The organism is Photobacterium sp. SP02 (assembly GCF_038519165.1).
GTDB classification, from domain to species: Bacteria; Pseudomonadota; Gammaproteobacteria; order Enterobacterales; family Vibrionaceae; genus Photobacterium; species Photobacterium halotolerans.
In genome coordinates this window covers 45,326-68,510 of the sequence record NZ_JASJOJ010000020.1, presented here as the reverse complement: position 1 = coordinate 68,510, position 23,185 = coordinate 45,326, and the positions used below count along the sequence as shown (strand labels likewise).

Below are 23,185 nucleotides of genomic sequence, written 5' to 3'. Positions count from 1 at the left end.
AGTCTGCCTTCGCAATAATTTTCATCAGAGACACAGTTTTTCTGCAATAAAATCGAGAAATGCCCTGATACGGGGCGACAGTGCGGAGTTTTTATAATAGACCGCCTGCACCGGCTCGCGGTTGTTCGGGCTGGCGATCGTGTCGTCCATTACCGCAATCAAGCGGCCTGCTGCCAGATCCCTGCACACCATGAAATTCGACAACAGCGCCAATCCGTTGCCTTTAAGGCACAGCTGGCGCACCGTTTCGCCGCTGCTGGCCTGCAGCGACATCAGCGGTGTAGACAGCCCTGAAATTAACGGCCACTTATTCAGATTGGGCTGCCCGGCAAACCCTATGCATTGGTGGTGAACCAGATCGGCGGCGGTTTGCGGTGTACCGAATGTTGCCAGATAGGCAGGGCTGGCTACTATCCGCAGCGCACTGCGGCCCAGGAACTTGGCATGCAGGTTGGAATCTTTCAGCTCGCCAATCCGGATCGCCAGATCGGTGCGCTTTTCGATTAAATCAATAATGCTTTCGCTGGAGATCAGCTCGATATCAATGTCGGGATACTGAGCGCGGAACTCGGCAATATGGGGGACGAGCTGATGCAGGATAAACGGGCTGGCTGAATCGACCCTCAGACGGCCAGCCGGCTGGCCTTTGAGTCCTCGCAGTTTTTCTTCGGCATCTGAAATCTGACTGAGCCCATTGCGGATATGCTCCGCAAAAAAGCGTCCTTCTTCGGTCAGTTCCACCCGCCGGGTGGTGCGGGTCAGCAGGCTGACACCCAGCTCGGCTTCCAGCCGGGCAATGGCTCTGGAGACTTTGGCCACCTGCAGATCCAGCTGGCTGGCGGCGGCAGAAAACCCGCCGCTGTCCACCACGGCAAGGAAAATCTCCAACTCTTCTGTGCGTGATATTATTGTCATTATCGATAAAGTCATTTGTGGTTTGCGGTATTTTTAACAAAAATAAGCCCGGGCATACTCGCCGTCAACCTTTTGAGACGGAGATAAGTTTATGCCTTTAGCCTTATGGGCGCTCACTCTGAGCGCCTTTGCCATAGGAACCACAGAGTTCGTGATCGTTGGGCTGGTTCCCACCATAGCGCAGGATTTAAGTGTCAGCCTGCCCTCAGCGGGGTTGCTGGTGAGTCTGTATGCCCTGGGAGTAGCCATTGGGGCGCCGGTACTGACGGCCCTGACCGGACGCTGGCCACGTAAGATCGTGCTTTTATCACTGATGACGTTATTCATTGCGGGAAACCTGATGGCCTGGCTGGCCCCTGGCTATGAATCGCTGATTACTGCGCGGATACTGGCCGGGCTGGCACACGGCGTGTTCTTCTCCATCGGGTCAACCATTGCGACCAGTCTGGTCAGCAAGGAAAAAGAAGCCAGTGCCATCGCGACCATGTTTACCGGGCTGACCGTGGCGCTGGTGACGGGCGTGCCTCTGGGAACCTGGATAGGTCAGCTGTTTGGCTGGCGGGCAACCTTCCTGATTGTGGCGCTACTGGGTCTGGTTGCATTGATTGGCAGTGCCCTGCTGGTGCCGGCTAACCTGAAACAGTCGCCACCGGCCAGACTGAAACAGCAACTGGCGGTGTTAGTGAACCCGCGCCTGTTACTGGTTTATGCCATGACAGCCGTCGGTTACGGCGGCACCTTTGTGGCGTTTACCTATCTGGCTCCCATTCTTCAGCAGGTGACCGGCCTGGCGGAAGGGGCTATCAGTGTTATCTTGCTGATTTACGGCGTGTCGGTGGCGGCAGGCAATATCTGGGGTGGGAAACTGGCCGACAACAAAGGGCCGGTGACTGCTTTGCTGTGGATATTTGCCGCACTGGCTGTGGTGTTACTGGTATTCACTTTTACCGCGCACAGCCCTGTGCTCGCCGTTCTGACCGTATTGGTATGGGGGGCATTTGCCTTTGGCAATGTGCCGGGCCTGCAGGTGTATGTGGTTCAGCTCGCCAAGCGTTATACCCCTCAGGCTGTGGATGTGGCCTCAGGGCTGAATATTGCTGCGTTTAATGTCGGTATTGCGCTGGGTTCGCTGATAGGCGGTGTGGTGGTTGAGCAGATGGCGCTGACCGATGCCCCTGGATTGGCGCTGTGATAGTGATGCTGGCGTTCGCCTTAACCTGGATTTCCGGCAGGCTGGATAATAACAGAGTGGCTGTTGCACCATCGTCTGTCTGACAGCCAGATCAGAAAAGGCCCGAGATGGGCCTTTTCGCGTTTAGTGGCTGGCTCTTGAAGGCTCTCTGAAATAGAAATTCCAGTAGAACAGCGCATAGTTAGCGCCGACCCAGCACATCAGCAGGGTAGCGACGCTGATTTCGATCACCCCTGTCAGGTTAAGGTATTTTGACAGCGCATGATCATCCGGCAGCCATTCTGTCAGCCGGTGCATGGCCACGGCGCTGATCACCGAAGGAAAGGTAATCGCGGCCATCGAAGGCTGAAATCTGTATTTGAGGATGTCGATATAACACAGGTAGACGAAGATCGTCATCGTGATGCCAATGCCCGCCAGCGCACCGGTTAGAATAGGGTCGGGGCTGGTCAGATTCGTCAGGTACGCTGTCAGTGACAGGTTAACGGGGGCGGCCATGATGGTCAGAGTGGGGCGAGCAACCCGGGGCAGGCGACCGGCAAAACACAAGCGGTACAGCACCACGGGCAGCATAAAGAAGTAAATTGCCACGCAGGCATTGGTCATAAAGATCGAAAATTCAGCGTGACCGAGCTGTGAGCCTGCCAGCGTACCACTGATAGCGCCAACGGGATAAAGGAACCAGCTCGGGTACAAATGTATCATGCGGAACTTATTAATCTGAAAGCTGAAAAACAACAGCATCATGGTGAGGTGCAATACCAGTGCCGGATACCACAGGATGCGGGCACTGGCAGGGTGAACACCTGCGAGATAATCGGCCAGCACCAGCATAGTCATCGACATAGGTGCCATCAGGCTGCCGTACAGCGGGTGGTGTAAATCTGAAAAGAACAGCTTGGGATTGAGCAGGTATTTCATTACCACAGGAATGAGCAGGCAGGCGCCGATCAGCGCACAGACAGAACGGACATGGATACCGAATTGAGGATAAAACAGTGACCAGGCAAGCCCGGTGCCCGTAATGGCTAATGCCAGTGCTGCCTGGGCGGTGGGGACCTGAATAAATGCTTTGCCGAGTGCCACAATGTCTCCTCTTTTTCTGTCCTGCTGGCGGGTGTTGACCCTGAAGTTAGGCGGAGGATTCTACACTATATAGTGAAAAAATGATTCTGATTGCTGACTGTTACTGAGTGGTTTACCAGTGGTTTGGCCTGCCTGCCAATGGCTGCCGCTGGCCGGGAAAAATTCTCTAAACAAACGCTGCAAAAGTTGCGAAATACAGGATTTGATCCCATAGTATTAGTGAAGCGTGTGAAGTGAGAGAGTTTCATGCTCTAGCTTCTGGAGGATTAAGCTGTTCTTCGATACTCTCATGTTCCTGCTTCTTGGTTGTTTCCGGCTTCAGAGGACGCAACCGCTAAAGTACCAAAGTACCAAAGTACCAAAGCACCAAGGCACTAAGACGGTGAAAACTTAGTGTTACAATTTGGAATGAGACACCACAATATAATTAATACTTCTTCGCCAAATAACCACAATGCTCGATTGAAATGAATGACGATTATCGAGTACGGCATACTCAACGTAATGAGTGGCGAAGCCCGCGTTAAGAAAGGCCCTCAGTGTGCTGAGTAGGTAGACTGAAGGTAGTAAACGAGTACACAAGCCGCACGCAATGTGCGGCTTTTCTTTTGCGCGTTATGACTGGAAATGGCCATCAAAGCTCTGCTTTCACTTGTCTTCAAGCAAGATCACCCTGAGTCGGCGCAGGCCATGCGCACTATAGGCGAGAAATTACAGTTCTTGAAATGTCACGATGCTGGTGGCAGCAGGTGCGGGTGAACAGAGATAAAATGACAAAGTGTCGTGCCAAAGCCACAGAAAGGGTCATCTCCATTCGCACCCGCCAATGGAGATGACGGAGTGAAGTCTCAGATCTTCGGGGATTCAGGCAGTGAGATCTTTGATCTTGTCGGTTGGCCCATTCTTCTGTACCGACTTAATACCGTTGTCAGCACCGGACTTGGATTTGTACATCTCACTGCTGCCAATAACCTGGTGGTTCTTGGCCTTGAGATTGAAGTGAAATTGACCGTTTGCGGCTTCTTTTAGTTCGTACTGCTCAGCATGGGGAGAATTCGTCTGAACTGACTTGATCCCATTATTGGCCGCCGCCTTGGTGGTATACATTTCACTTTTGAGGATAACCTCGCCATTCGCCGCCTTCAGCACAAAATAAATCTGATCATTTTTTGCTTTTTTCAGCTCATAACTGCCCATGTCCAACCCCTTGTTGTGTCGTGAATTTAGATAAAGATTAGTCCTGTTTTCACAAAAAAGAGTGATATTTGTCGTAAACAAGGCCATTTCGAATTGTCAGCCGAAAGGGCTTGTGCGTGGCACTGCTTCTGGATCGGTGAAGCCGATACTCTTCAGTACATTCTCCGGCAAAAAAAGATTCATAATTTTGACGTAAAAGGCATTTGCATTTTTTAAACGACTGTTTTGGAAAGAAGAAAAAAGTTTATCCACAAAAACAGTGGGTAACTTTGGGGATGACGGGCGCCGTTGTTGGCGATAATTTCATCGGTTGAGTCAGGGGTATTGAGGTAAAGCGCAATATTGGCCTTTCAGATTAACTAAGTGTATCGATTAGCGGGTTTTTATACTTGTCCTACACTTGTAATCAGTCGTTTTTCAACAAGATGAGGATAGTCGCATGAAAATAACGGCAGTGCTGGGAACCGCAGCGATACTGGCAGGTGCACTGATGGCACCGGTTGTGGTTGCCGATGAAGGCAAAGCAGTGCGTTATAAAGTAGATGGCGCTGAGTACGAGGGTTACTACATTTCGCCGACCAAAGATGCGCCGCTGGTACTGATGATCCACGATTGGGACGGCCTGACCGATTATGAAGTCAAGCGGGCGCAGATGCTGGCAGATAAAGGGTATGCGGTGTTCGCGGCTGACTTGTTTGGTGCCGGTGTTCGCCCGGAGAAAGTGGATGACCGAAGAAAGCTGACCGGCGAGTTATATCAGAACCGCGATAAGATGCGCAGTCTGATGCAAGGGGCGATTGCACAAGCCAGGCAGATTGGCGGCAATACCGCCAATGCGGTGGCAATGGGATATTGTTTCGGTGGCGCCGCAGTGTTAGAGCTGGCCCGCTCCGGGGCAGACATGAAAGGCTTTGTCAGTTTCCACGGTGGTCTCGATACACCGGAAGGCCAGGATTACAGCCAGACGAAAGGCAATGTACTGGTATTCCATGGTGCGGCCGACACAGCCGTGACTATGGAAGATTTTGTCAGTTTGAATAAATCCCTCGAAGGCGCAGGCATTGACAATGAGATGATAGTGTACAGCGGAGCACCTCATGCTTTCACTGTTTTCGGATCGGATCGTTACCGTGAAGACGCCGATAAAAAATCCTGGCAACGATTTCTGGAATACCTGAGTGAACAGCGGTAACTTATTGCTCTTAAATTAAATTTCTCTGAAAATACAGTGTTCTGAAAATTAATTTCTTTGAAATAATAGTAATGGGACAGAATTTTCTGTCCCACAGATTGAGGGCTTTCTATGTTATGTGTAACAACACCGGATGTGGCACATCGTCCCATTAAAGAAGTGCTGGGGACTGTCAGTGGCAGCGTGGTGCAATCCAAGCATGTCGGCCGCGATATCATGGCGGGATTTAAATCCATTTTTGGTGGGGAAATTCGAGGTTACACTCAAATGCTGGTGGAGGCCCGTGAAGAGGCCTTGCACAGAGCCATCGCCGAAGCTGAACATATGGGAGCGGATGCCATTGTGAATATGCGCTTTACAACCAGCACTATTATGCAGGGGGCGTCTGAGATTCTGGTGTACGGCACAGCGGTCAGGCTGAGCTGATCCCGTTCTACCTTCCTATTGAGTTCCGATTCTGGCTAGTTTTGCCCGGCCAGAGGCGTACACTTAGCGCATGGATGAAGAGAGATGTGATTTACGAAATTGCGTCTGCGTAATACAGGCTGAGTGTATGAGTTTATCGCCAACCCAATGTCAGCAGGCCAGACTGGCCAAAGATCCCCGCTATGACGGGCTGTTTTTTACTGCGGTGAAAACCACCGGCATATACTGCCGTTCGGTCTGTCCGGCGCCTGCACCGAAAGAAGTGAATGTGGAATATTTCCGCACCGCGATTGAAGCGGCTCAGGCTGGCTACCGTCCTTGCTTGCGCTGCCGTCCGGACAGTGCTCCTGGTTCCCCGGCATGGCTGGGAACCGGGGCCACAGTGCAGCGTGCTTTGTCACTGCTGGATGAGGGGGCTTTAATGTCTCAGTCCACCGAGCATCTTGCGGTTCGCCTGGGCGTGACCGACCGCTATCTGCGTCAGTTGGTGACTCAGGCCACAGGGCTCTCACCCAAAGCTTACAGCTTGTATCAGCAATGCCTGATGGCAAAAAAACTCCTGCATGAAACCCGATTGCCCGTCACAGAAGTGGCGTTTGCCAGCGGCTTTCACAGCGTGCGCCGGTTCAACGACTGTTTTCAAAAGCAGTTTTCGCTTTCACCTTCCCAATTGCGCAAGCAGGGTAAAGCCGAGCAAGGGGCGGGGCAGGGCATTCGTCTGCAACTGGCCTACCGGCCGCCTTATGACTGGCGACAAGTGCAGGGCTTTTATGCCGCCCGCCTCATTCCCGGGCTGGAATGGCAAACAGAAAACAGCTACGGCCGCACTTTTTATTCGCGCACAGGTGATGCGACGGGACATTATCAGGGACATTTTACTGCGACCCACTGCCCTGAAAAGTGCTGTTTCGATGTGGATCTTCAGATTGATAACCTCAGTGGCCTGATCCCTGTGATCCGAAACATCCGTCGCTGCTTAGACCTGGATGCGGACAGTGAGCGTATCGCAAGCGCGATTTGTCAGGCGACCCCTTCTATGACAGCTTCAGAGCCGGATGTCGGCATACGCCTGCCCGGTATCTGGAGCCCGTTTGAAGCCGGTATGCGTGCGGTACTGGGGCAACAGGTGTCGGTGAAAGCGGCGCGAAACCTGGTGGAAAAACTGGTCACGCTGAATCCGGACAGCGGCGAGGATCTCAAGTATTTCCCCACGCCAGCTCAGGTGCTTGAGATGGATTTACAACAACTTGGTATGCCACAGAAACGCAGGGAAACCCTGAAAAATCTGGCCGGTTTTGCCCAGACACACCCGCTTGGTATGGATGCGCCTGAGAAAGAACTGCTGGCGTTGTCCGGGATTGGCCCCTGGACGGTCCATTATATGCGCATGCGGGGTCACAGCGACCCGGATATCTTTCTTTCCGGTGATTTAGGTGTGAAGAAAGCGCTGGCGGCGCTGGAAAAACCGGTTAATGAAACGGCCGCCGCACCTTGGCGCAGTTACCTCACTTTGTATTTATGGAGTTTGTTATGACCTCAACCACGACGCGCGCTGTCCAGCGATTCCGGCAACGGATTGATACGCCGATTGGCTGGCTGGCCGTGGTGGCCGATCATCAGGCTATCACGACCATTGAGTTCGACGCACAGCCCGCCCCTGACGATGTCAGTAACGCCGTCACCGAATTGGGTGTGCAGCAACTGAACGAGTATTTCGCCGGCCAGCGTAAGCATTTTGATTTGCCCCTCTCCATGCCGGGCACCGCTTTTCAGCGTGAGGTCTGGCAGGCACTCACGGATGTGCCCTTTGGTGTCACCTGCTCCTATTCAGATGTCGCGCTGCAAATCGCCCGACCTAAAGCCGTCCGGGCCGTGGGCGCCGCAAATGGCAAGAATCCAATCCCTATCGTGGTGCCTTGCCACCGGATTATCGGCCGCTCCGGCACCCTGACCGGCTATGCCGGCGGGCTGGATAAAAAACGCTGGCTGCTTGAGCATGAAGGATTAAGTATCAAGGCGTAATTTACAATGTAAATGGGGCGGTGCTCGCCCCTTATGTTGTCTTTGCGCGGCTTTTTATTCAATGAACTGCATGCCGGGTTCAAAAAACGAGAAAATTTTCCAACTTCTTGGCAAGTCTGGTCTTGCCAATCCGGTAACATACTGATTTATAAAGCGCTGGTTATTGGCGCGAAAATTGCTGGAATCCATGAATTAAACAGCATTCAATCAAGACGAGCGTCAGTATGGCAGATCCCATTTTTCCTTACCCACCCCGGCATTCCATGTTCTGGGATGACCACCAGTACACCTACGATGAAGCAAAAGCCTTGTATGAACAGGGAACAGTTGCCCGTTTTTGTACCAGAGAGTCGTATTTTCATAGAAGGTTAAAGAGAAATGGAACAGGTTAGCAGGCCATTAACAAAAGCTCAGGTACCAACAGAAACAGAAGTTAAAGAATTATATGAAGAAATAAATTCGGATCCGGAAAAAATTGAATGGGAAGTGATAGCTTTTCAACAGCCTTATCCGAGTCGGCGTAAATATTATGTGGTATTGATGACATTAATTTTAAGTTTGATTATGTTTTTTCTCATTTTAATTGGTGAATCATTTGATGTTATGAAAGCAATCACCGATGGTTTTACTTGGTTCATGCTTGGCGGTGTGATATTTATAAGTTTAACAGTCGGGAAAATTACTTTATTTCCCAGATTTCGTCATCACTACATCTTGAGCCGTTATGGTCTGATTACTGAAGATCATGTCCATTCATCAAAAACAGGCAACGCTATCCTAAGAAAGTTACTGGCTGTTGCCGCAGTTGGTTCACTGGCTGCTGTGTTTATCATTGGTCCGTCTGCATTAGTAGGATTTGCGGGGCTGGGTGTGACCTGGCTGGTATTGAGCGGAACGAATCTAGATAAGTATTTGTTATCACAATGTATTAGTACGTATGACGAGATATTTTTCTTAAGGGAACATGATGATCATGATGAATCAAGAGATTATTTTTTAATATATCACCGTGGATATATCTTCGAAGAGCCTGAAGAGTCCGTTATTGAATTAGAACAATATAAGGTCACATCAACTGATATATATTGTTTGCAAGGTGACAAACAAAGAATTATGAATAAATTTAATGATTTTTTCCCTTATGGGAAAATTCCAAGTGATAAAAAGGACTTGTTTAAAGGTGCTGCCAGATATTTACCACCTCAGGAAATCATGGATCTAGAAACACAGACCTCACCGTATCGTGATGATGTTGAGCGTTGTAATTAATGGTTTTATGAGAAATTATATGAGGTATTCATGCATGTAATTAAACTTATTTTTATTGTTTTAAAGTTTATCATTATTATATCTACTATTGAGACTAATTATAAAAGGAGAAAGGAAAAAAAGAAATTAGTTAAAGAGCTCTACGAAAACAACAAGCATTCTCATTGTTTGTCTGTAGAGAGCATGAGTGTAATGAAGAAAGTCTATAAAAAAAGGTTTAAAGATAATCGTGTGTTTTCTATTTCAGGGAAACTGTATGATTTACCGTTAGGGTTAGGTTTCAGAAATCGATGGTATGATCGATGTATTGACAGAATGCGTATTGAATCAGCATTTTATCCTGGTGACGCCATCACTAACATTGACGGTGAGAAGTTAAATGAACTGAGTGATACTTATGTTGAAGGTATTGTTTATAAAGATGCAATTTATATTACGCGAATAAATGATTTTAATGTTTTGCATGAAGCAAATAAACTGTACTCGCTTCCGAGAGTGAAAAAGAACAATCCAAGTTCACAGGATGAGTGTTTGTTACTTTATTTTTATATGGCATTTTGTCTTATATTCCTGTTTTTGTTGAAAGATGGTCTTCATCCCGCGAGTATCATTTACATTGCACTTTTACTTTCGCCCATGTTGATATGGCAGATTAAAAGTAATTATGAACACTCGAAGTTGTATGAAGTTAGTGGGGCTTTTTCGCTTGATAATTCGATGTCTTTGGAAGGTCGTACTGAGGTTGGGACAATTAATGGTATACCTATTCGTGGCTTTGAGGATAATTTGAAAGATGGTGAAATAACTACGATTCATGGCTTGATCGAACATTCTCCATATTTTGGGCTTCATCCCGAAATAATTAACGAATGTAATATGCACTTTTGCTTAACAGAAAAGAAAGAATCTCTGGCTAAGTCAATCAGGATCTGGGGGATATTTGCTTTTATTTTAATCTTTCTAAGTGTGGATTATTTTTATAACTATGCCTTTGGTGTGCATAAACAATCAGTTATGTATGAGTTTAGCATGAGAAACATCACATCCGTTGATTTTAATCAATTGTCTAAGCTGGACGCTGGACAAAACATTAGATTGAGTGAAATGAAAATATCTCAAAGCGGGGATAAGACTAAGTTATATGTTTCAGATGAGGATTATAACCAATCAGTTATTGAACGTGTGTCGATGAAGATTGTGAGGGATATACATAGATCAGTTGTTGATGATAATAATATTGTCTTACTTGATGCTGTAATTTTGGATAAAGCCCTGAAAGAAATTTATGATATCCAGCATAAGAAGGGAGAGATTTATCACTGGCTGAATACAGCTAAACTTGAAACAGAGTCTGAAGCCTTGCTATATATTGATATCGGTTACAGACCTCATGGAGTAAATTTATTTACATTAAATGATTTCAGTCAGTTGTTGGTGCGTGAAATAAAAAGTTTTCAAGGTGAAAAACTTACTTATGATACTTTGTTAGAGCAAGTAAGCCTTTTGGTATCTAATTACTTAAATGGGCAGGAAAGCACACTCTATGCAAACGTCAGTTTCATCGATCCTGATGCTAAAAAACTTGTTGTCTATGTGTATGACAGGCAAGAATCAGATAGTCAGGTCAGAGATGTTTTATTATCTTGTTTAATGTATTTTTTATTTACAGCCTTTAGTTTATTTATGACAGGATATGTAATGTACTGCTATCGCAATGCCGAGAAACGTTACCCGAAGCTTTACAGGACATTGCCTGATCAGGTTTAAAAATAAGCTTAACGAGACAGCGCCCTGTCAGTGAACAAATTGACAAGGCGCACATGATAACAACATGTTGTCTCAGCTGTGATGGGTCAACCCTTAGCCGGCTCTGCATCCGGTAAAGACAGCACCAAAATGGCGGCAAAGACCAGGAAGCCTGTCATCATCATGAACACATCGTTATACGCCATGATGTAGGCGTCGGTTTGCATGCTTTGTGCCAGGCTGGCTTTGGCTTTCAGCATCGCGGTTGTTGGATCGGTACCCTGTTGCAGGTAATGCCCGGCTTGCTGTGCCAGTTGATGCCACGCGTCGTTACTGACGCTGGGTAAGCTGGCCTTGATGTGAGCCAGATGCTCCCGCGCTTTGTTGTCCAGCATGGTGGCAATCAGTGCGATGCTGAAGGCGCCGCCCAGATTACGTAACACATTGGTGATGGTCGAGGCATCCGGTGTCTGGTGCTTTTGTATGGTCTGCATCGCGACCAGTGACAGCGGCACAATGATAAAGGGGCTGCCAATGGCCCGCAGTAACATCGATAGTATCATCTGCTGTCCGCCAAAATCCTGATTCATGTGGGTATTCACATAACAGCTGATACCGAACATGATGAAACCAAATGCCACCAGAAACTTGGGCTTAACAACTTGCGTCAGTTTGGGGATCAAAGGGAAAAGCAATAATTGAGGAAACCCCATCCACATCAGCACTTTCCCGATCTCCAGCGCGTTGTAATGATGAATTTGCGTCAGATACATGGGCAGAACAAAAATGGAACCCAGTAACGCCATGCCCAGGATCAGATAAGCCAGCCCTGACATCGCAAAGTGCGGATTAGTGAGCAACCTCAGGTTTACCAGAGGTCTGGGATGCCGCAGTTCATTGATGACGAACGCCACTAAGCTCAGGACGGCGATAACGGTTAACCCTATGATAAAGTGCGAACTGAACCACTCTTCCCGGTTTCCTTCTTCCAGCATGACTTCCAGACAGCCTAAACCGACTGCCATGGTCGCGATGCCAGTCCAGTCGGCATTTTTCAGGCTGCTGATATTCATTGGCTGATCATCCAGGCCATAGCGGAGCATGGCCAGCATCAGCAACGCCGGCGGCAGGTTGATGTAAAAAATGTAATGCCACGACAGATGCTCTGTCAGCCAGCCACCCAGAGTCGGGCCGATAGACGGCGCAAAAGTGGCCGTGACGCCGAACATCGCCATACCTATGGCCCGTTTATGAACCGGTAACAGCTGGACCACCAGTGAAAACGCCATCGGAATCAGCGCGCCGCCACTGAAGCCCTGCATGGCGCGAAAGGCAATCATTGAGCTCATACTCCAGGCGATGGAGCACAGCAGCGAGGACACAGTGAAAATCACCGTTGTGCCAATCAGGTAGCGTCGAGCCCCCAGTGCCGTTGATAACCATCCGCTCAGGGGAATTGCGATCATTTCCGCCACCAGATACGAGGTGGAAATCCACGAGCTTTCATCCAGGGTAGCGGACAGCGCGCCCTGAATATCTTTCAGGGAGGAGTTGGTGATCTGAATATCAAGGATCGCCATGAAAGCGCCCAGCATGCCGCCCAGCAGGGCAATCCAGTGCCGGAGCGGGACGTCACTCTCGGAACGCTGATCAAGGGCAGGGTTTGGCTGAGGCAGAGCCTGTTCACTCATGAGCGACCTCAGCTTTTGCCAGAGTTTCTTCCCCCTGCGCTGACAGTGACCGGGTATCTATGGTCGCGACCACAGACAGGCCCGGCAGCAGCTGACCGGCGAGCTGCTCAGGGTGTGGGATCACAATTTTGACCGGCACCCGCTGAACAATTTTGGTGAAGTTGCCCGTGGCATTCTCGGGCGGCAGTAACGCAAATTTTGCCCCGGTGGCGGGAGAAAAGCTGTCGACGACACCTTCCAGGGTCTGACCCGGATAGGCATCCAGCTCAAATTCCACCTGCTGTCCCTGATGAATGCTGGCAAGCTGGGTTTCTTTAAAATTGGCTTCAATCCAGACTTCCCGGGTAGGCACCAGACTGAGCAGCGGCATGCCCGGCTGGACATACAGTCCGATCCTCAGGCTGCGTTTGCCGACAATGCCGTCAACCGGGGCATAAATACGGGTGTAACTGAGATCCAGCTCCGCCTGTTTGACCTGCACTCTGGCTTCCTGTACCGAAGCTTCCGCCTGACCTTTCTGGCTGTTGAGGACCAGCAGCTGATCTTTTGCCGCCTGCAGGCTGGCCTTTGCGGCTTCAAGCTCTGCGGCAGTGACTTTCAGGTGTGAGCTGGCATCGTCGACTTCATCTTGCGACGAATAGTTTTTTGCCAGCAGGGAACGGGCGCGGCTGTCTTGCTGCTTTGCACGTTCCAGCTCTGCCTGCGCCGAGCTGACCTGGCTGGCGGATTGGCGAATCACGGTTTTCTGCAGCGCAAACTGGGCATTAAGGTGGGCGACTGCAGCTTGTGTTACAACCAGATTGGCCTTGGCTTTTTCCAGTGCGGCCTGATAATCGCGATCGTCAATCGTGGCCAGCAGTTGTCCTGCTTCGACGCTGTCGTTATCGCTGACATAGGTTGCCTGGATATAGCCGGCCACTTTGGGGCTGATATTGGTGATCTCACCCTGTAAATAGGCATTGTCTGTGGTTTCAAAATAGCGGCCGTAGCCGTACCAGTATCCTCCCACCGACACGGCGATAAGACCCAGCGTCAGCGTAGCAATAAGAGGAAGGCGTGAAGATGTCTTTGAGGCTTGCTCGGTCATGAGAATTCGTATTGTTGTGATTTATGTTTGGGGCATGAATTGTAAAAAATTATGAATTGGTTTATTAGATAGGAAAAAGCGAAAACACTGTTGCGGATTTTTCACTAATGGTGGTGTTGTGAGTCGCATTGTTGCTGGCAGCTTTCTGAATAATGGGTAGTGGTATGGATTTAAATGCAATGGTGATGTTCGCTCAGGTGGTCGAATGCGGAAGTTTTACGCAGGCCGCTGAGGCAATGGATATTACGAAATCGACAATCAGCAGGAAAATAGCGGATCTGGAGAAAGATCTGGCGGTGCGCCTGCTGACACGCAGCACCCGCAATCTGGTGCTGACCCATGAAGGGGAAGCGTTTTATCAGTCGTGCCGTCAGGTGGTCGAAATTGCGAGCCAGGCTGAGCTTGAAGTGACGGCAAACCAGGATTTGATCAGAGGCAGGCTGAATGTAGTGATGCCTGTCGAGGTCGGCCAGAAAGTGTTTGGCAAGAGCATCAACGCATTTTTGAAACAGTACCCGCATGTCAGCCTGCACCTTGAGTTAAGCAACCGGGAAGTTGATCTGATTGCTGAAGGGGTCGACCTGTACGTGCAGGTGGGTGACATTAACGATTCCGGCATGGTGGCAAGACCGTTTCATTCCTCACGGCGGATCCTGGTTGCCAGCCCTGACTATCTCGCGCTGAACGGAAACATTGAGTCGCCGGCGGATTTGGCTGCGCCGCATCATCAGATCAAAATCTACAACGCCGTGAGAATACCGCATTGGGCGCTGGAAAAAGACGGACAGCAGGTTCAGATTGAACTGCCGTATCGTTTCAGGGTGAACACTATTACCTCGGCAGTGTCGGCGTGTCTGGATGGCCTGGGCATTGCCTTGTTGCCGGAATTTATCTGTCGGGAGCACATTGAGCGTGGTGAACTGATACAGATACTGCCAGGCTGGGTGTCGCCAGTTGTGCCGATCAGCTTTGTTTACCCGCAGCGGGAACTGATCCCGAACCGGCTTCGTCTGTTCATTGATTTTTTGCTTGAGCGCTTTGAGGTGATCACCAGCGTTGCCGATAGCCAAGGGTAATCGCCACGTCCGGGCTGTTATCCATATTGAATACATTTTCAGTCAGGATCAGCTCCACCACGCTGGTGGGAAAATGGTAGCGGTATCCTGCCAGAATCTCGTTGGACGCTTTTGACAGTGCCGAGGTGGCTTCCGACGCGCCTTCATAATAATGGTATTCCAGCAAGACTCTGTGGGGCCCATTGAACTGATACTGCCAGCCGGCAGCTGCGGCATAGGTCAGCGTGTTATAAGGAATGAGTGCCGCCGGATTATCGCGATAAACCCCGCCGAACATGGCGTGAAAGCGATGGCGGTCACGATGATAGCTGTAATTAAGCTGTAAAGCCTGCTCCAGATTATGGTTGTGGAACGGGCCTGAGCTTACATAGTTGTAATACAGCGAGGCACCGATAGACAGCGCTTCCCTTGGGCGATCCAGTATCTGCCAGCCGCTGTACAGGGTCAGCGTCCGTGTCAGCGTCTCGCCTTTGAAATCTGTATACTCCACCCCGTATTCAGGGATGGAAATATCAAAGCTGTGCCTGGGCACATCTTCACGGCCGTTCAGGCTTATGCCGAACAGGTTATGAAAGCCGAACGTCAGGTTATCCAAATGGCTGTCCAGGGCAATTCGCCAGCTGGCGTCCAGCTCCAGCTGCCAGCCGGCTGTGACTTGCCACATTAATCCGGTGCTGAACGTGGACTGATAGTAATCGGCCCGATATTCAGGGGTTTCCGCCCAGATACTGGCCGTGGCCGCCGTGGCGTAAAATTCCAGTGTCTCTTCGGGTAACGCAAAACCGTTTCTGAGCTGCGGGCTCAGGCTGTTAGACTGCAGCGGCGATTGAGCATAGGTTTTCAGCGGGCCAAAATCCTGCGGATTTGGCGGCGCTGCGAAGGCTGGGTGCCAAACAGACAAGCCAATGACGAGAGTGCTTGTCACTGCCGGATACTGAAAGCATGTCATTCATTTCTCTGGGTGTCGGATAATCCGTTTTTTATCACAATTGATTGCTATCGCAGACCGCTAAGCTGTTGTGCAATATAACCAATCTGTCACTATAGTCATGAGATAAATATAGTCATGAGCGAAATATAGTTATCAGATAAAGTCAGGATTAATTTACTTGCGATAAGAGCAGTATAAGTGATGTCTTGTGTGCAACTTGCCTCACAATTGCAACCCTCAGGCGGAGAAAGCTGAACGTTATCTGATTGACTACACTGAGACTATCGTAGCCGGCACTCAGTCATGAGTGTTTTACGAGTTTTTGAGCGGCATCCTTGCGTACCGGTTGACACCCTAAGCCGTTGTCCCGGTTGTTCCATTCTGACGTGCAACACCTGTTTAGGCATTTTTTGGAGTGACAATGAAAATTGGTATCCTTTCCCGTAATTCAAAGCTGTACTCAACCCGTCGTCTGATTGAAGCCTGCCGTGAGCGTGGGCACGAGGCACAGGTCATTGATGCGTTGCGCTGTTACATGAACATCAATTCCGACCAGCCCTCCATCCATTCCAAAGGTCAGGATTTATCTGGTTTGGATGCAATTATTCCGCGTATCGGCGCCTCGGTCACTTTCTATGGCTGTGCGGTATTGCGTCAGTTTGAAATGATGGGGGTTTTTCCGGTCAATGAATCTGTCGCGATTACACGCTCCAGAGATAAATTACGCTCTCTGCAATTGCTGTCGCGCAAAGGGGTGGGGATGCCGATCACCGGCTTTGCCAGTAAGCCGGATGATATTGGCGACTTGCTTGAAATGGTGGGCGGGGCACCTGTGGTGATCAAACTGCTGGAAGGAACGCAAGGGATAGGTGTGGTACTGGCCGAAACCCGCAAGGCGGCAGAAAGCGTGATTGAAGCCTTTCTGGGCCTGAAAGCGAACATCATGGTGCAGGAATACATCAAAGAAGCGGGCGGCGCGGATATCCGCTGTTTCGTGATCGGCGACAAAGTGATCGCAGCAATGAAACGCCAGGGTGCTGAAGGGGAATTTCGCTCTAACTTACACCGTGGCGGTTCGGCGTCATTAATTCGGATTACCCCGGAAGAACGTAAGACAGCGGTTCAGGCCGCGAAGGTGATGGGGCTGCGTGTGGCCGGCGTGGATCTGCTGCGTTCGCAGCGTGGGCCGCTGGTGATGGAAGTGAACTCCTCCCCAGGTTTGGAAGGTATTGAACAAGCGACTGGTAAGGATATCGCGGGTATGATAATCAAATACATAGAATCAACCGCAAAACCGCAGAGGACGGGCACCAGTGGTAAAGGCTAGATTAAACAGAGTCATCGAATTTATTGGCACGCAAGTGCCGCCAGGACAATCTGCCACCATCGATTTAGAAGCCGCTCAGTTATACACCCATTCACCACTGCATATTCCGGTTCATGTGGTGAACGGGCGCTACCAGGGGCCGATTTTGCTGGTCAGCGCTGCTATTCATGGTGATGAGTTAAATGGTGTAGAAGCCGTCAGGCAACTGCTGAACAAAGTAAATCCGTCAAAATTACACGGTACTCTGGTGGCTGTGCCAGTCGTCAATGTGTTCGGATTCATTCATAAATCCCGCTATTTGCCTGACAGACGCGATCTTAACCGGTGTTTTCCTGGCTCTGAACGTGGCTCAACGGCAGCCCGTATGGCCTATCAGTTCAGTGAACATGTGGTTAAAAAATGCACGCATATTATCGATTTGCACACAGGTGCCATTCACCGGGGGAATCTGCCTCAGGTGCGGGCGAATCTGGAGGATCAGGAAAGTGCTGAAATGGCGCATGCCTTCGGCACCCCTGTGATTCTGGATTCAGCTATTCGCGATGGCTCACTACGGGCTGTCGCTGATGCCGCCGGTATCCCGGTTATCACTTATGAAGGCGGGGAAGCGTTGCGGTTTGAACCGCTTGTGATTGCTGCGGCGGTGAAAGGTATCGTCGGTGTGATGCGGATGCTGGGAATGATTCGCCGGGTGAGCCGAAGAAAAGAACAGGCATCGCCTTTTATCGCCCGCTCCAGCAGTTGGGTGAGGGCCGAACAGAACGGAATAGTGCGTTGTGTGGTGGCGCTGGGTGAGCGGGTAACCAAAGGGCAGGTACTGGCTTATATCAGTGCACCGCTCGGCCACGGTGAAGCTACCATGGTTGCGCCCAGAGACGGCATTGTCATCGGCCAGCAAATGCTGCCGTTGGTTAATGAAGGGGATGCGGTTTTTCACCTTGCCTATTTCAATAAAGGGGCAAGCTCAGAAGTCGAGCAACAAATTGAATCGTTCCTTGATGAAGTCAGTGATGAAGTTGATATCACCTGATGGGATGTTGAGCTAACCATTCTTATTTTTGCGCACGGGAGGCGCACTTTATGGTCAATTCGGAACCTGCTACTGAGTGGTTTATTGATGGCTGGCAATTAGGGAATACACCGCGTCAACTGACGCTTGAAGATTGTGAAACGCTGGAAAAAGACTGCTGGTATCACTGTCAGCGCGATGCCACCGGGCTGAAACACTGGTTATCCAGAGTGGGCGTGCCACCGTCACTGACTTCAGCTTTGCTGGCGGATGATACACGTCCGCGTTTTGAGCAATTGGGTGAGGAGACGTTTCTTCTGATATTGCGCGGCATCAATCTAAATGAAGGGAATAATCCGGACGACATGCTGAGCATCCGGTTTCTTTACTTTAAAGGTTGCCTGATCTCGACCCGTAAATACCCGTCACGAGCGATTGCTGAGGCGCGACGTCAGTGTGAAGAAGGCAACAGCCCGCCGAGCTTGCTGGCCATGCTGGCGACCATTATTGATAAGCTGAACCGGAATATCGAAACCTTTCTTGACCCGATTGAAGAAGATATCGAATATTACGCGGAACATCAGGATGAAGCCGATAGCCAGTCACTGGCTCACCTGAATAAACGGTTGCTGAAAATTCGTCGTTTTCTGACCCCCCAGCGCTACGCACTGGACGATTTGCTGCAATCGGAAATGGTGGGTTTGGACTCTTTACGTATGCCCTTGCTTAACTGCCGTGATCTGGTGGTACGGATTAACGAATCAATCAACTTTTATATCGATCAGATCCAGGTCATCAATCAGCACCTGGGCCAGATGCAGTCTGAGAAGGTAAACCGCAACACGTATCTTATCTCGATGATCTCCATTATTTTCCTGCCTATCAGTTTTCTTACCGGCTTACTGGGCGTTAATATTGGCGGCATGCCCGGCGTGGATGCATCCGCTGCATTCTGGCTGTTTTGTATCGCTTTATTAGTGGTTACCGTGTTTGAGATTATTTTGTTCAGAAGGATGAAATTCATTTAATGATAGAAGCCGTTCTACAAAGTCGGTTGGCTTATAACCTGTTTATTATTCTGGTTTTTCTGATTGTTTACACGATTGCTAAACGTGTCATCAACTTGTGGCTGACCAGGCTGGGTAAAACCAAGATGGTGAGTGAAGCCAGAGTGCGGTTTATCTCTCGCGTTTTATCGTCTGTGGTGTTTTTCGTGTTGTTCAGCGTGGCGGTGATCAGCCTGGGGCTGGGATACAGTGATATTTCACTGTTTTTCTCTTCGGCCTTTGCGGTATTGGGTGTTGCCTTGTTCGCACAATGGTCCATGCTGAGCAACGTGACGGCGAGTGTGCTGATCTTTTTTGTGTTTCCGTACCGTATTGGCGATCGGGTCAAAGTGGTGGATAAAGACGATGATATCAGTGGGGTGATCAACGATATCACCATGTTTCATGTGATTATTGAGCGCACCGATGGCAGCCTGGTCACCTATCCCAATAACATCATTTTGCAAAAACCCGTGATTAAACTGACTCAGGTTGTGGTGAACCCTAAGCCGGACAATGAGCAGCCTGAGGCGATTGATACACCACAGGCAAGCACGCAGCAGTAAACAATGTAAGAAAAATTATGAATGAAGAACAAGACAAAGCAGCGGTGAAAGATCTTCTGCCACAACAGGAACTCAGTCAGTGGGTTGAAGATCTTAACCGGGTTCATGACGAAGAGCAGGAAAGGGTATTCTCTGAAGCCTCGGAAGTACTGGAAACGTCAGAGCTGGGTTTACTGCTGGAATCTTTGCCTATTGATGAACGTCTGGCCCTCTGGCAGACCGTTGCCCCGGAAGAGCGGGTAGAAGTACTGGTTGCTATGCGCTCCGACGCGCGGGGCGTGCTGATCGACAATCTCAGCATGCCGGATCTTCGGGCTATGCTGCACGGGCTGGACGCTGAAGATCTGATTGAACTGTCGCAGAGTCTGTCAGATAAGCTGGTGGATTTTGCGCTGGCGAAGATGAGCCAGGATCAGAAGTCCTGGTATGAACAGAGCCAGCAGTATGATGAAGCACAGATCGGCCGTTATGTGGATCACAGCCTGGTGATGTTAACGCCGAATACCCGTGTTTTTGAAGCATTGCGTGCCGTACGACGTGCCGATCACCCTATGCTGGATCGCGTCTATATTGTTGATAAAAAAGGACACTACAGAGGCGAGGTGTCATTACCTGTCCTGCTGGCGGCCGATGGTCAGGCCAGAGTGGACAGTCTGGAAGATGACATTGCGTCTCCCCTGAAAGCGGAAATGGATGTTTATGATGCCTCTGAGCGTCTTGAACACTCGGATCAGGCGGCGATGGCGGTGGTGGATGAATCCGGCCGCTTTGTCGGGCGCGCTACACTGCGGCTGGCGATGGAAATTACCCGGGAAACCTATGAAGCCAGGCTGATGGCACGGGCAGGTCTGGATGAAGACACCGACCTGTTTGCCCCTGTCTGGCTCAGTGCAAAACGTCGTGCCTTGTGGCTGGGTATTAACCTGCTGACCGCATTTCTGGCGTCCTGGACGATCGGATTGTTTGAAGCCACGCTCAGCCAGGTGGTGGCACTGGCGGTGCTGATGCCTGTGGTAGCGTCAATGGGCGGTATTGCCGGCAGCCAGACCCTGACCCTGATTATCCGCGGTCTGGCGATGGGGCAGATCACCTTTGGTAACGTGTGGTCGCTGGCCAAGAAGGAGTTGCTGGTTGCCTGCCTGAACGGCGTGCTCTGGGCGGTGGTTATCGCGATTGTGGCGGCTGTCTGGTTCAGCAGTATAGCGATTGGCGGGGTGATCGCCGCTGCTATCACTATTAATATTGTGGTTGCGGCAATTGCCGGTGTCGTGATTCCGGTGATCCTGGATAAATACGAGATTGATCCGGCCCTGTCGGGATCAGTCATACTGACCACAGTCACTGATGTGGTGGGCTTTTTTACCTTTCTCGGTCTTGGCAGCCTGTTTTTGCTGGGCTGAACCACGAAGATTCCCTCCCCTTGGCAAGGGGAGGGCCAGGGTGGGGTTCGTGAAGCGGGCACGGGTTTGACGTTTGTGCCTTGTAACCCCCGCCTAACCTCCCCCTTGATAAGGGGGAGGGACTGATCGAGTTTACTGCGAGCACTGAATATTCCCTCCCCTTGGCAAGGGAGGGTCAGGGTGGGGTTCGTGAAGCGGGCACGGGTTTGACGTTTGTGCCTTGTAACCCCCGCCTAACCTCCCCCTTGAAAAGGGGGAGGGACTGATCGAGTTTGCTGCGAGCACTGAAGATTCCCTCCCCTTGGCAAGGGAGGGTCAGGGTGGGGGTCGTGAATCGGGCACGGGTTTGAGGTTTGTGCCTTGTAACCCCCTCCTAACTTCCCCCTTGAAAAGGGGGAGGGATAGTCAAAAGCAAAATAAACAGAACCGGAGCGGTTAATGGACTGGAAATTCAACGCTGAAGATTTAGGCCAGATTGTTATTGGCGCTTTTGCCCTGGGCGTCCCCATTTCCTTTTCTGAAGAAGCCTGGCAACTGAGTGAATCGCTTCCACTGCTGAATTTGTCTGTCCTTGTGGTTCTCACACTGGCTTTTATGGGTCTGTACGCCTATCAGTCTATGTTTGGCCAGAATATCCGCAAACGCGTACCCGTCTTTCTGGTCCGGGTGCTTGGGGCTTACCTGATCACCTATCTGGTGGTTTGCCTGATCCTGTTTTCGCTTAACCAGTTCCCGCTCATCGATAATTGGGTCGTTGCCGTCAAACGGGCATTGATCATTGCCATGCCCGCTTCTATGGGGGCGATCATTGTGGACAGTTTCGATAAAGAATGACGGGCGCTTTTCGCAAACACATTCAGTCGATCAAAGCTTATGGCTGTATCTATTTCTTTCTTAAATTGAACGATGTTTTTTAACTGAACGTCTGCTGAACTTATATCAGATATAACAAACCGCTGGTTTCAATCACGACGCACCTTGTTACCATTAAACCCTGTTTAATTTATGGGTATTGAATAATGAAAAAAATGGCTTATGTTGCTGTCTCTCTGGTGTCGTTATTAACGGGTTGTGCGGGTCAGATGGCGGCAACCAATGCAACCATGAAATTCAATATGGATGTGGTGGATAACCGTTACGCCCGTGGCGGGCTGACCATTGCGATGGCACCGGTTTATGCTGTGACCACAGTGGCAGATTACATGGTGCTCAACCCCATTGAGTTCTGGACCGGCGAAAATGCGGTAACTCAGAAACAGTCTATCTATGACGTTAAAGGTGAAGATTACATCAAGATCAATGATCAGCTTGATGAAGATCTGAAAACGGCGCCCATCAAACCGCTGAACTGAATGATTCGCCCCTCTTAGCCTGCTGCTCGGCGCTAACGGCTGTGGGCCGGCAGGTACTTTCTGCGTAAAACATGCGATATCATGGGCTTCCTGAAACAGTATTCGGAAGCCCGGTATGCCCCAGCAACACAGCACGTTTTCATCACCTAAAGTGGCGGTTCTCGCCGTCACCTACAGAGACGATCAACTCATCCTGGTTCAACGCAAGAACGAGCCGCAGAAAGGTGGCTGGGGCTTTCCCGGCGGTTCCGTCTGGCCGGGCGAAAGCCTGCGTGATGCGGCCGTGCGCGAATTGAAAGAAGAGACCAGTGTGTTAGCAGTAGCAGAACAATTATTGGAAGTGGTTGAAGTGAACGAGTTCGATGGCGGTAACTGCCACCATCACTTTATTCTGGTGCCTGTACTCTGCCGCTTTGTGGAAGGGGATCTGCAGCCGGGTGATGATGCCAGTGACTGTTGCTGGATGTCAGTGGCCGACATTGTCAGCAGCCAGTCGGATCTCATCGAAAAAGTGGCCGACGTGGCGCTGAAGGCTCAGCAGACGTTGTCAGCATAGTTGCCGTTTAGCGTGATGGTGATGTGGCGTACTCACTTGTATTCTGCGCCTTTGAGAGTAAGTGCATTTAGCGCATAACAATGTCTGGCCTCTGAAAGC

The 23,185-nt window shown here is 50.2% G+C and carries 22 protein-coding genes and 1 pseudogene; 17 read left to right on the top strand and 6 right to left on the bottom strand.

Translation table 11 applies throughout. From position 1 onward, the window contains the following. Positions 1 to 24: 24 nt before the first annotated feature. Positions 25 to 909: a LysR family transcriptional regulator gene (locus P0Y67_RS10935; protein ID WP_342391897.1), complete on the bottom strand. Its 885-nt coding sequence runs from the start codon at positions 907 to 909 to the stop codon at positions 25 to 27. A gap of 97 nt (positions 910 to 1,006) precedes the next feature. On the opposite strand from P0Y67_RS10935, the pseudogene P0Y67_RS10930 reads away from it, so the two are divergent. After that, positions 1,007 to 2,190: pseudogene (locus tag P0Y67_RS10930) on the top strand (MFS transporter). Positions 2,191 to 2,230: 40 nt separating this feature from the next. Here the strand turns inward: P0Y67_RS10930 and P0Y67_RS10925 are convergent. Both P0Y67_RS10925 and P0Y67_RS10920 read right to left on the bottom strand, forming a co-directional pair. Continuing rightward, entirely contained in the window at positions 2,231 to 3,196 is a 966-nt protein-coding gene (locus tag P0Y67_RS10925; RefSeq protein WP_342391896.1) for a TDT family transporter, read from the bottom strand. A gap of 861 nt (positions 3,197 to 4,057) precedes the next feature. Next, positions 4,058 to 4,477 (bottom strand): YegP family protein, encoded by a 420-nt coding sequence (locus tag P0Y67_RS10920; RefSeq protein WP_446728829.1) that lies wholly within the window; start codon positions 4,475 to 4,477, stop codon positions 4,058 to 4,060. A gap of 352 nt (positions 4,478 to 4,829) precedes the next feature. On the opposite strand from P0Y67_RS10920, the gene P0Y67_RS10915 reads away from it, so the two are divergent. From P0Y67_RS10915 to P0Y67_RS10885, 7 genes are all read left to right on the top strand, one after another. Then, entirely contained in the window at positions 4,830 to 5,582 is a 753-nt protein-coding gene (locus tag P0Y67_RS10915; RefSeq protein WP_446728828.1) for a dienelactone hydrolase family protein, read from the top strand. Positions 5,583 to 5,693: 111 nt separating this feature from the next. Beyond that, the gene (locus tag P0Y67_RS10910) at positions 5,694 to 6,008 is read left to right on the top strand and encodes a YbjQ family protein (RefSeq protein WP_027251258.1); all 315 of its coding nucleotides are present in this window, start codon (positions 5,694 to 5,696) and stop codon (positions 6,006 to 6,008) included. A gap of 127 nt (positions 6,009 to 6,135) precedes the next feature. Further along, the gene (locus P0Y67_RS10905) at positions 6,136 to 7,542 is read left to right on the top strand and encodes a DNA-3-methyladenine glycosylase 2 family protein (RefSeq protein ID WP_342391884.1); all 1,407 of its coding nucleotides are present in this window, start codon (positions 6,136 to 6,138) and stop codon (positions 7,540 to 7,542) included. After that, entirely contained in the window at positions 7,539 to 8,030 is a 492-nt protein-coding gene (locus P0Y67_RS10900; protein ID WP_237796455.1) for a methylated-DNA--[protein]-cysteine S-methyltransferase, read from the top strand. The genes P0Y67_RS10905 and P0Y67_RS10900 overlap by 4 nt, the downstream gene beginning before the upstream one ends. Before the next feature lie 33 nt (positions 8,031 to 8,063). After that, entirely contained in the window at positions 8,064 to 8,402 is a 339-nt protein-coding gene (locus P0Y67_RS10895) for a hypothetical protein (protein WP_342391883.1), read from the top strand. 6 nt (positions 8,403 to 8,408) lie between these two features. Then, positions 8,409 to 9,299: a hypothetical protein gene (locus P0Y67_RS10890; protein ID WP_342391882.1), complete on the top strand. Its 891-nt coding sequence runs from the start codon at positions 8,409 to 8,411 to the stop codon at positions 9,297 to 9,299. A gap of 30 nt (positions 9,300 to 9,329) precedes the next feature. Then, entirely contained in the window at positions 9,330 to 11,066 is a 1,737-nt protein-coding gene (locus tag P0Y67_RS10885) for a hypothetical protein (RefSeq protein WP_342391881.1), read from the top strand. An 86-nt stretch (positions 11,067 to 11,152) separates the two neighbouring features. Here P0Y67_RS10885 and P0Y67_RS10880 read toward each other — a convergent pair whose 3' ends face one another. Beyond that, complete coding sequence (locus P0Y67_RS10880) at positions 11,153 to 12,736, bottom strand: DHA2 family efflux MFS transporter permease subunit (RefSeq protein ID WP_342391880.1); 1,584 nt, start codon at positions 12,734 to 12,736, stop codon at positions 11,153 to 11,155. After that, positions 12,729 to 13,823 carry an HlyD family secretion protein gene (locus P0Y67_RS10875; protein ID WP_342391879.1) on the bottom strand — a complete coding sequence of 365 codons (1,095 nt, stop codon included), beginning with the start codon at positions 13,821 to 13,823 and terminating at the stop codon, positions 12,729 to 12,731. The genes P0Y67_RS10880 and P0Y67_RS10875 overlap by 8 nt, the downstream gene beginning before the upstream one ends. Before the next feature lie 164 nt (positions 13,824 to 13,987). Between P0Y67_RS10875 and P0Y67_RS10870 the strand changes: the two genes are divergently transcribed. After that, a complete protein-coding gene (locus tag P0Y67_RS10870) occupies positions 13,988 to 14,899 on the top strand; it encodes a LysR family transcriptional regulator (protein WP_342391878.1) in 912 nt (303 codons plus the stop codon). On the opposite strand, the gene P0Y67_RS10865 is transcribed toward P0Y67_RS10870, so the two are convergent. After that, positions 14,871 to 15,824, bottom strand: a complete 954-nt coding sequence (locus tag P0Y67_RS10865) for a DUF3187 family protein (protein ID WP_342391877.1) — start codon at positions 15,822 to 15,824, stop codon at positions 14,871 to 14,873. The genes P0Y67_RS10870 and P0Y67_RS10865 overlap by 29 nt on opposite strands. Before the next feature lie 427 nt (positions 15,825 to 16,251). On the opposite strand from P0Y67_RS10865, the gene rimK reads away from it, so the two are divergent. The 8 genes from rimK (at position 16,252) to P0Y67_RS10825 (ending at position 23,086) form a co-directional block, all read left to right on the top strand. Then, the gene (gene rimK / locus P0Y67_RS10860) at positions 16,252 to 17,157 is read left to right on the top strand and encodes a 30S ribosomal protein S6--L-glutamate ligase (RefSeq protein ID WP_342391876.1); all 906 of its coding nucleotides are present in this window, start codon (positions 16,252 to 16,254) and stop codon (positions 17,155 to 17,157) included. Next, complete coding sequence (locus P0Y67_RS10855) at positions 17,144 to 18,187, top strand: succinylglutamate desuccinylase/aspartoacylase family protein (RefSeq protein ID WP_342391875.1); 1,044 nt, start codon at positions 17,144 to 17,146, stop codon at positions 18,185 to 18,187. The genes rimK and P0Y67_RS10855 overlap by 14 nt, the downstream gene beginning before the upstream one ends. A gap of 50 nt (positions 18,188 to 18,237) precedes the next feature. Beyond that, a complete protein-coding gene (locus P0Y67_RS10850; RefSeq protein ID WP_342391874.1) occupies positions 18,238 to 19,194 on the top strand; it encodes a CorA family divalent cation transporter in 957 nt (318 codons plus the stop codon). Beyond that, positions 19,194 to 19,778, top strand: coding sequence for a mechanosensitive ion channel family protein (locus P0Y67_RS10845; RefSeq protein WP_342391873.1), 585 nt, complete (start codon positions 19,194 to 19,196; stop codon positions 19,776 to 19,778). Before P0Y67_RS10850 ends, P0Y67_RS10845 begins: the two co-directional genes overlap by 1 nt. Before the next feature lie 17 nt (positions 19,779 to 19,795). Further along, entirely contained in the window at positions 19,796 to 21,178 is a 1,383-nt protein-coding gene (locus P0Y67_RS10840; RefSeq protein ID WP_342391872.1) for a magnesium transporter, read from the top strand. 438 nt (positions 21,179 to 21,616) lie between these two features. Continuing rightward, positions 21,617 to 22,012 carry a DUF2391 family protein gene (locus P0Y67_RS10835; RefSeq protein ID WP_161442568.1) on the top strand — a complete coding sequence of 132 codons (396 nt, stop codon included), beginning with the start codon at positions 21,617 to 21,619 and terminating at the stop codon, positions 22,010 to 22,012. 185 nt (positions 22,013 to 22,197) lie between these two features. Next, on the top strand, positions 22,198 to 22,530 hold the full coding sequence (locus tag P0Y67_RS10830) for a DUF3332 family protein (RefSeq protein ID WP_342391871.1): 333 nt from the start codon (positions 22,198 to 22,200) through the stop codon (positions 22,528 to 22,530). Positions 22,531 to 22,645: 115 nt separating this feature from the next. Continuing rightward, entirely contained in the window at positions 22,646 to 23,086 is a 441-nt protein-coding gene (locus P0Y67_RS10825) for an NUDIX hydrolase (RefSeq protein WP_342391870.1), read from the top strand. The last annotated feature ends 99 nt before the right edge of the window (positions 23,087 to 23,185 follow it).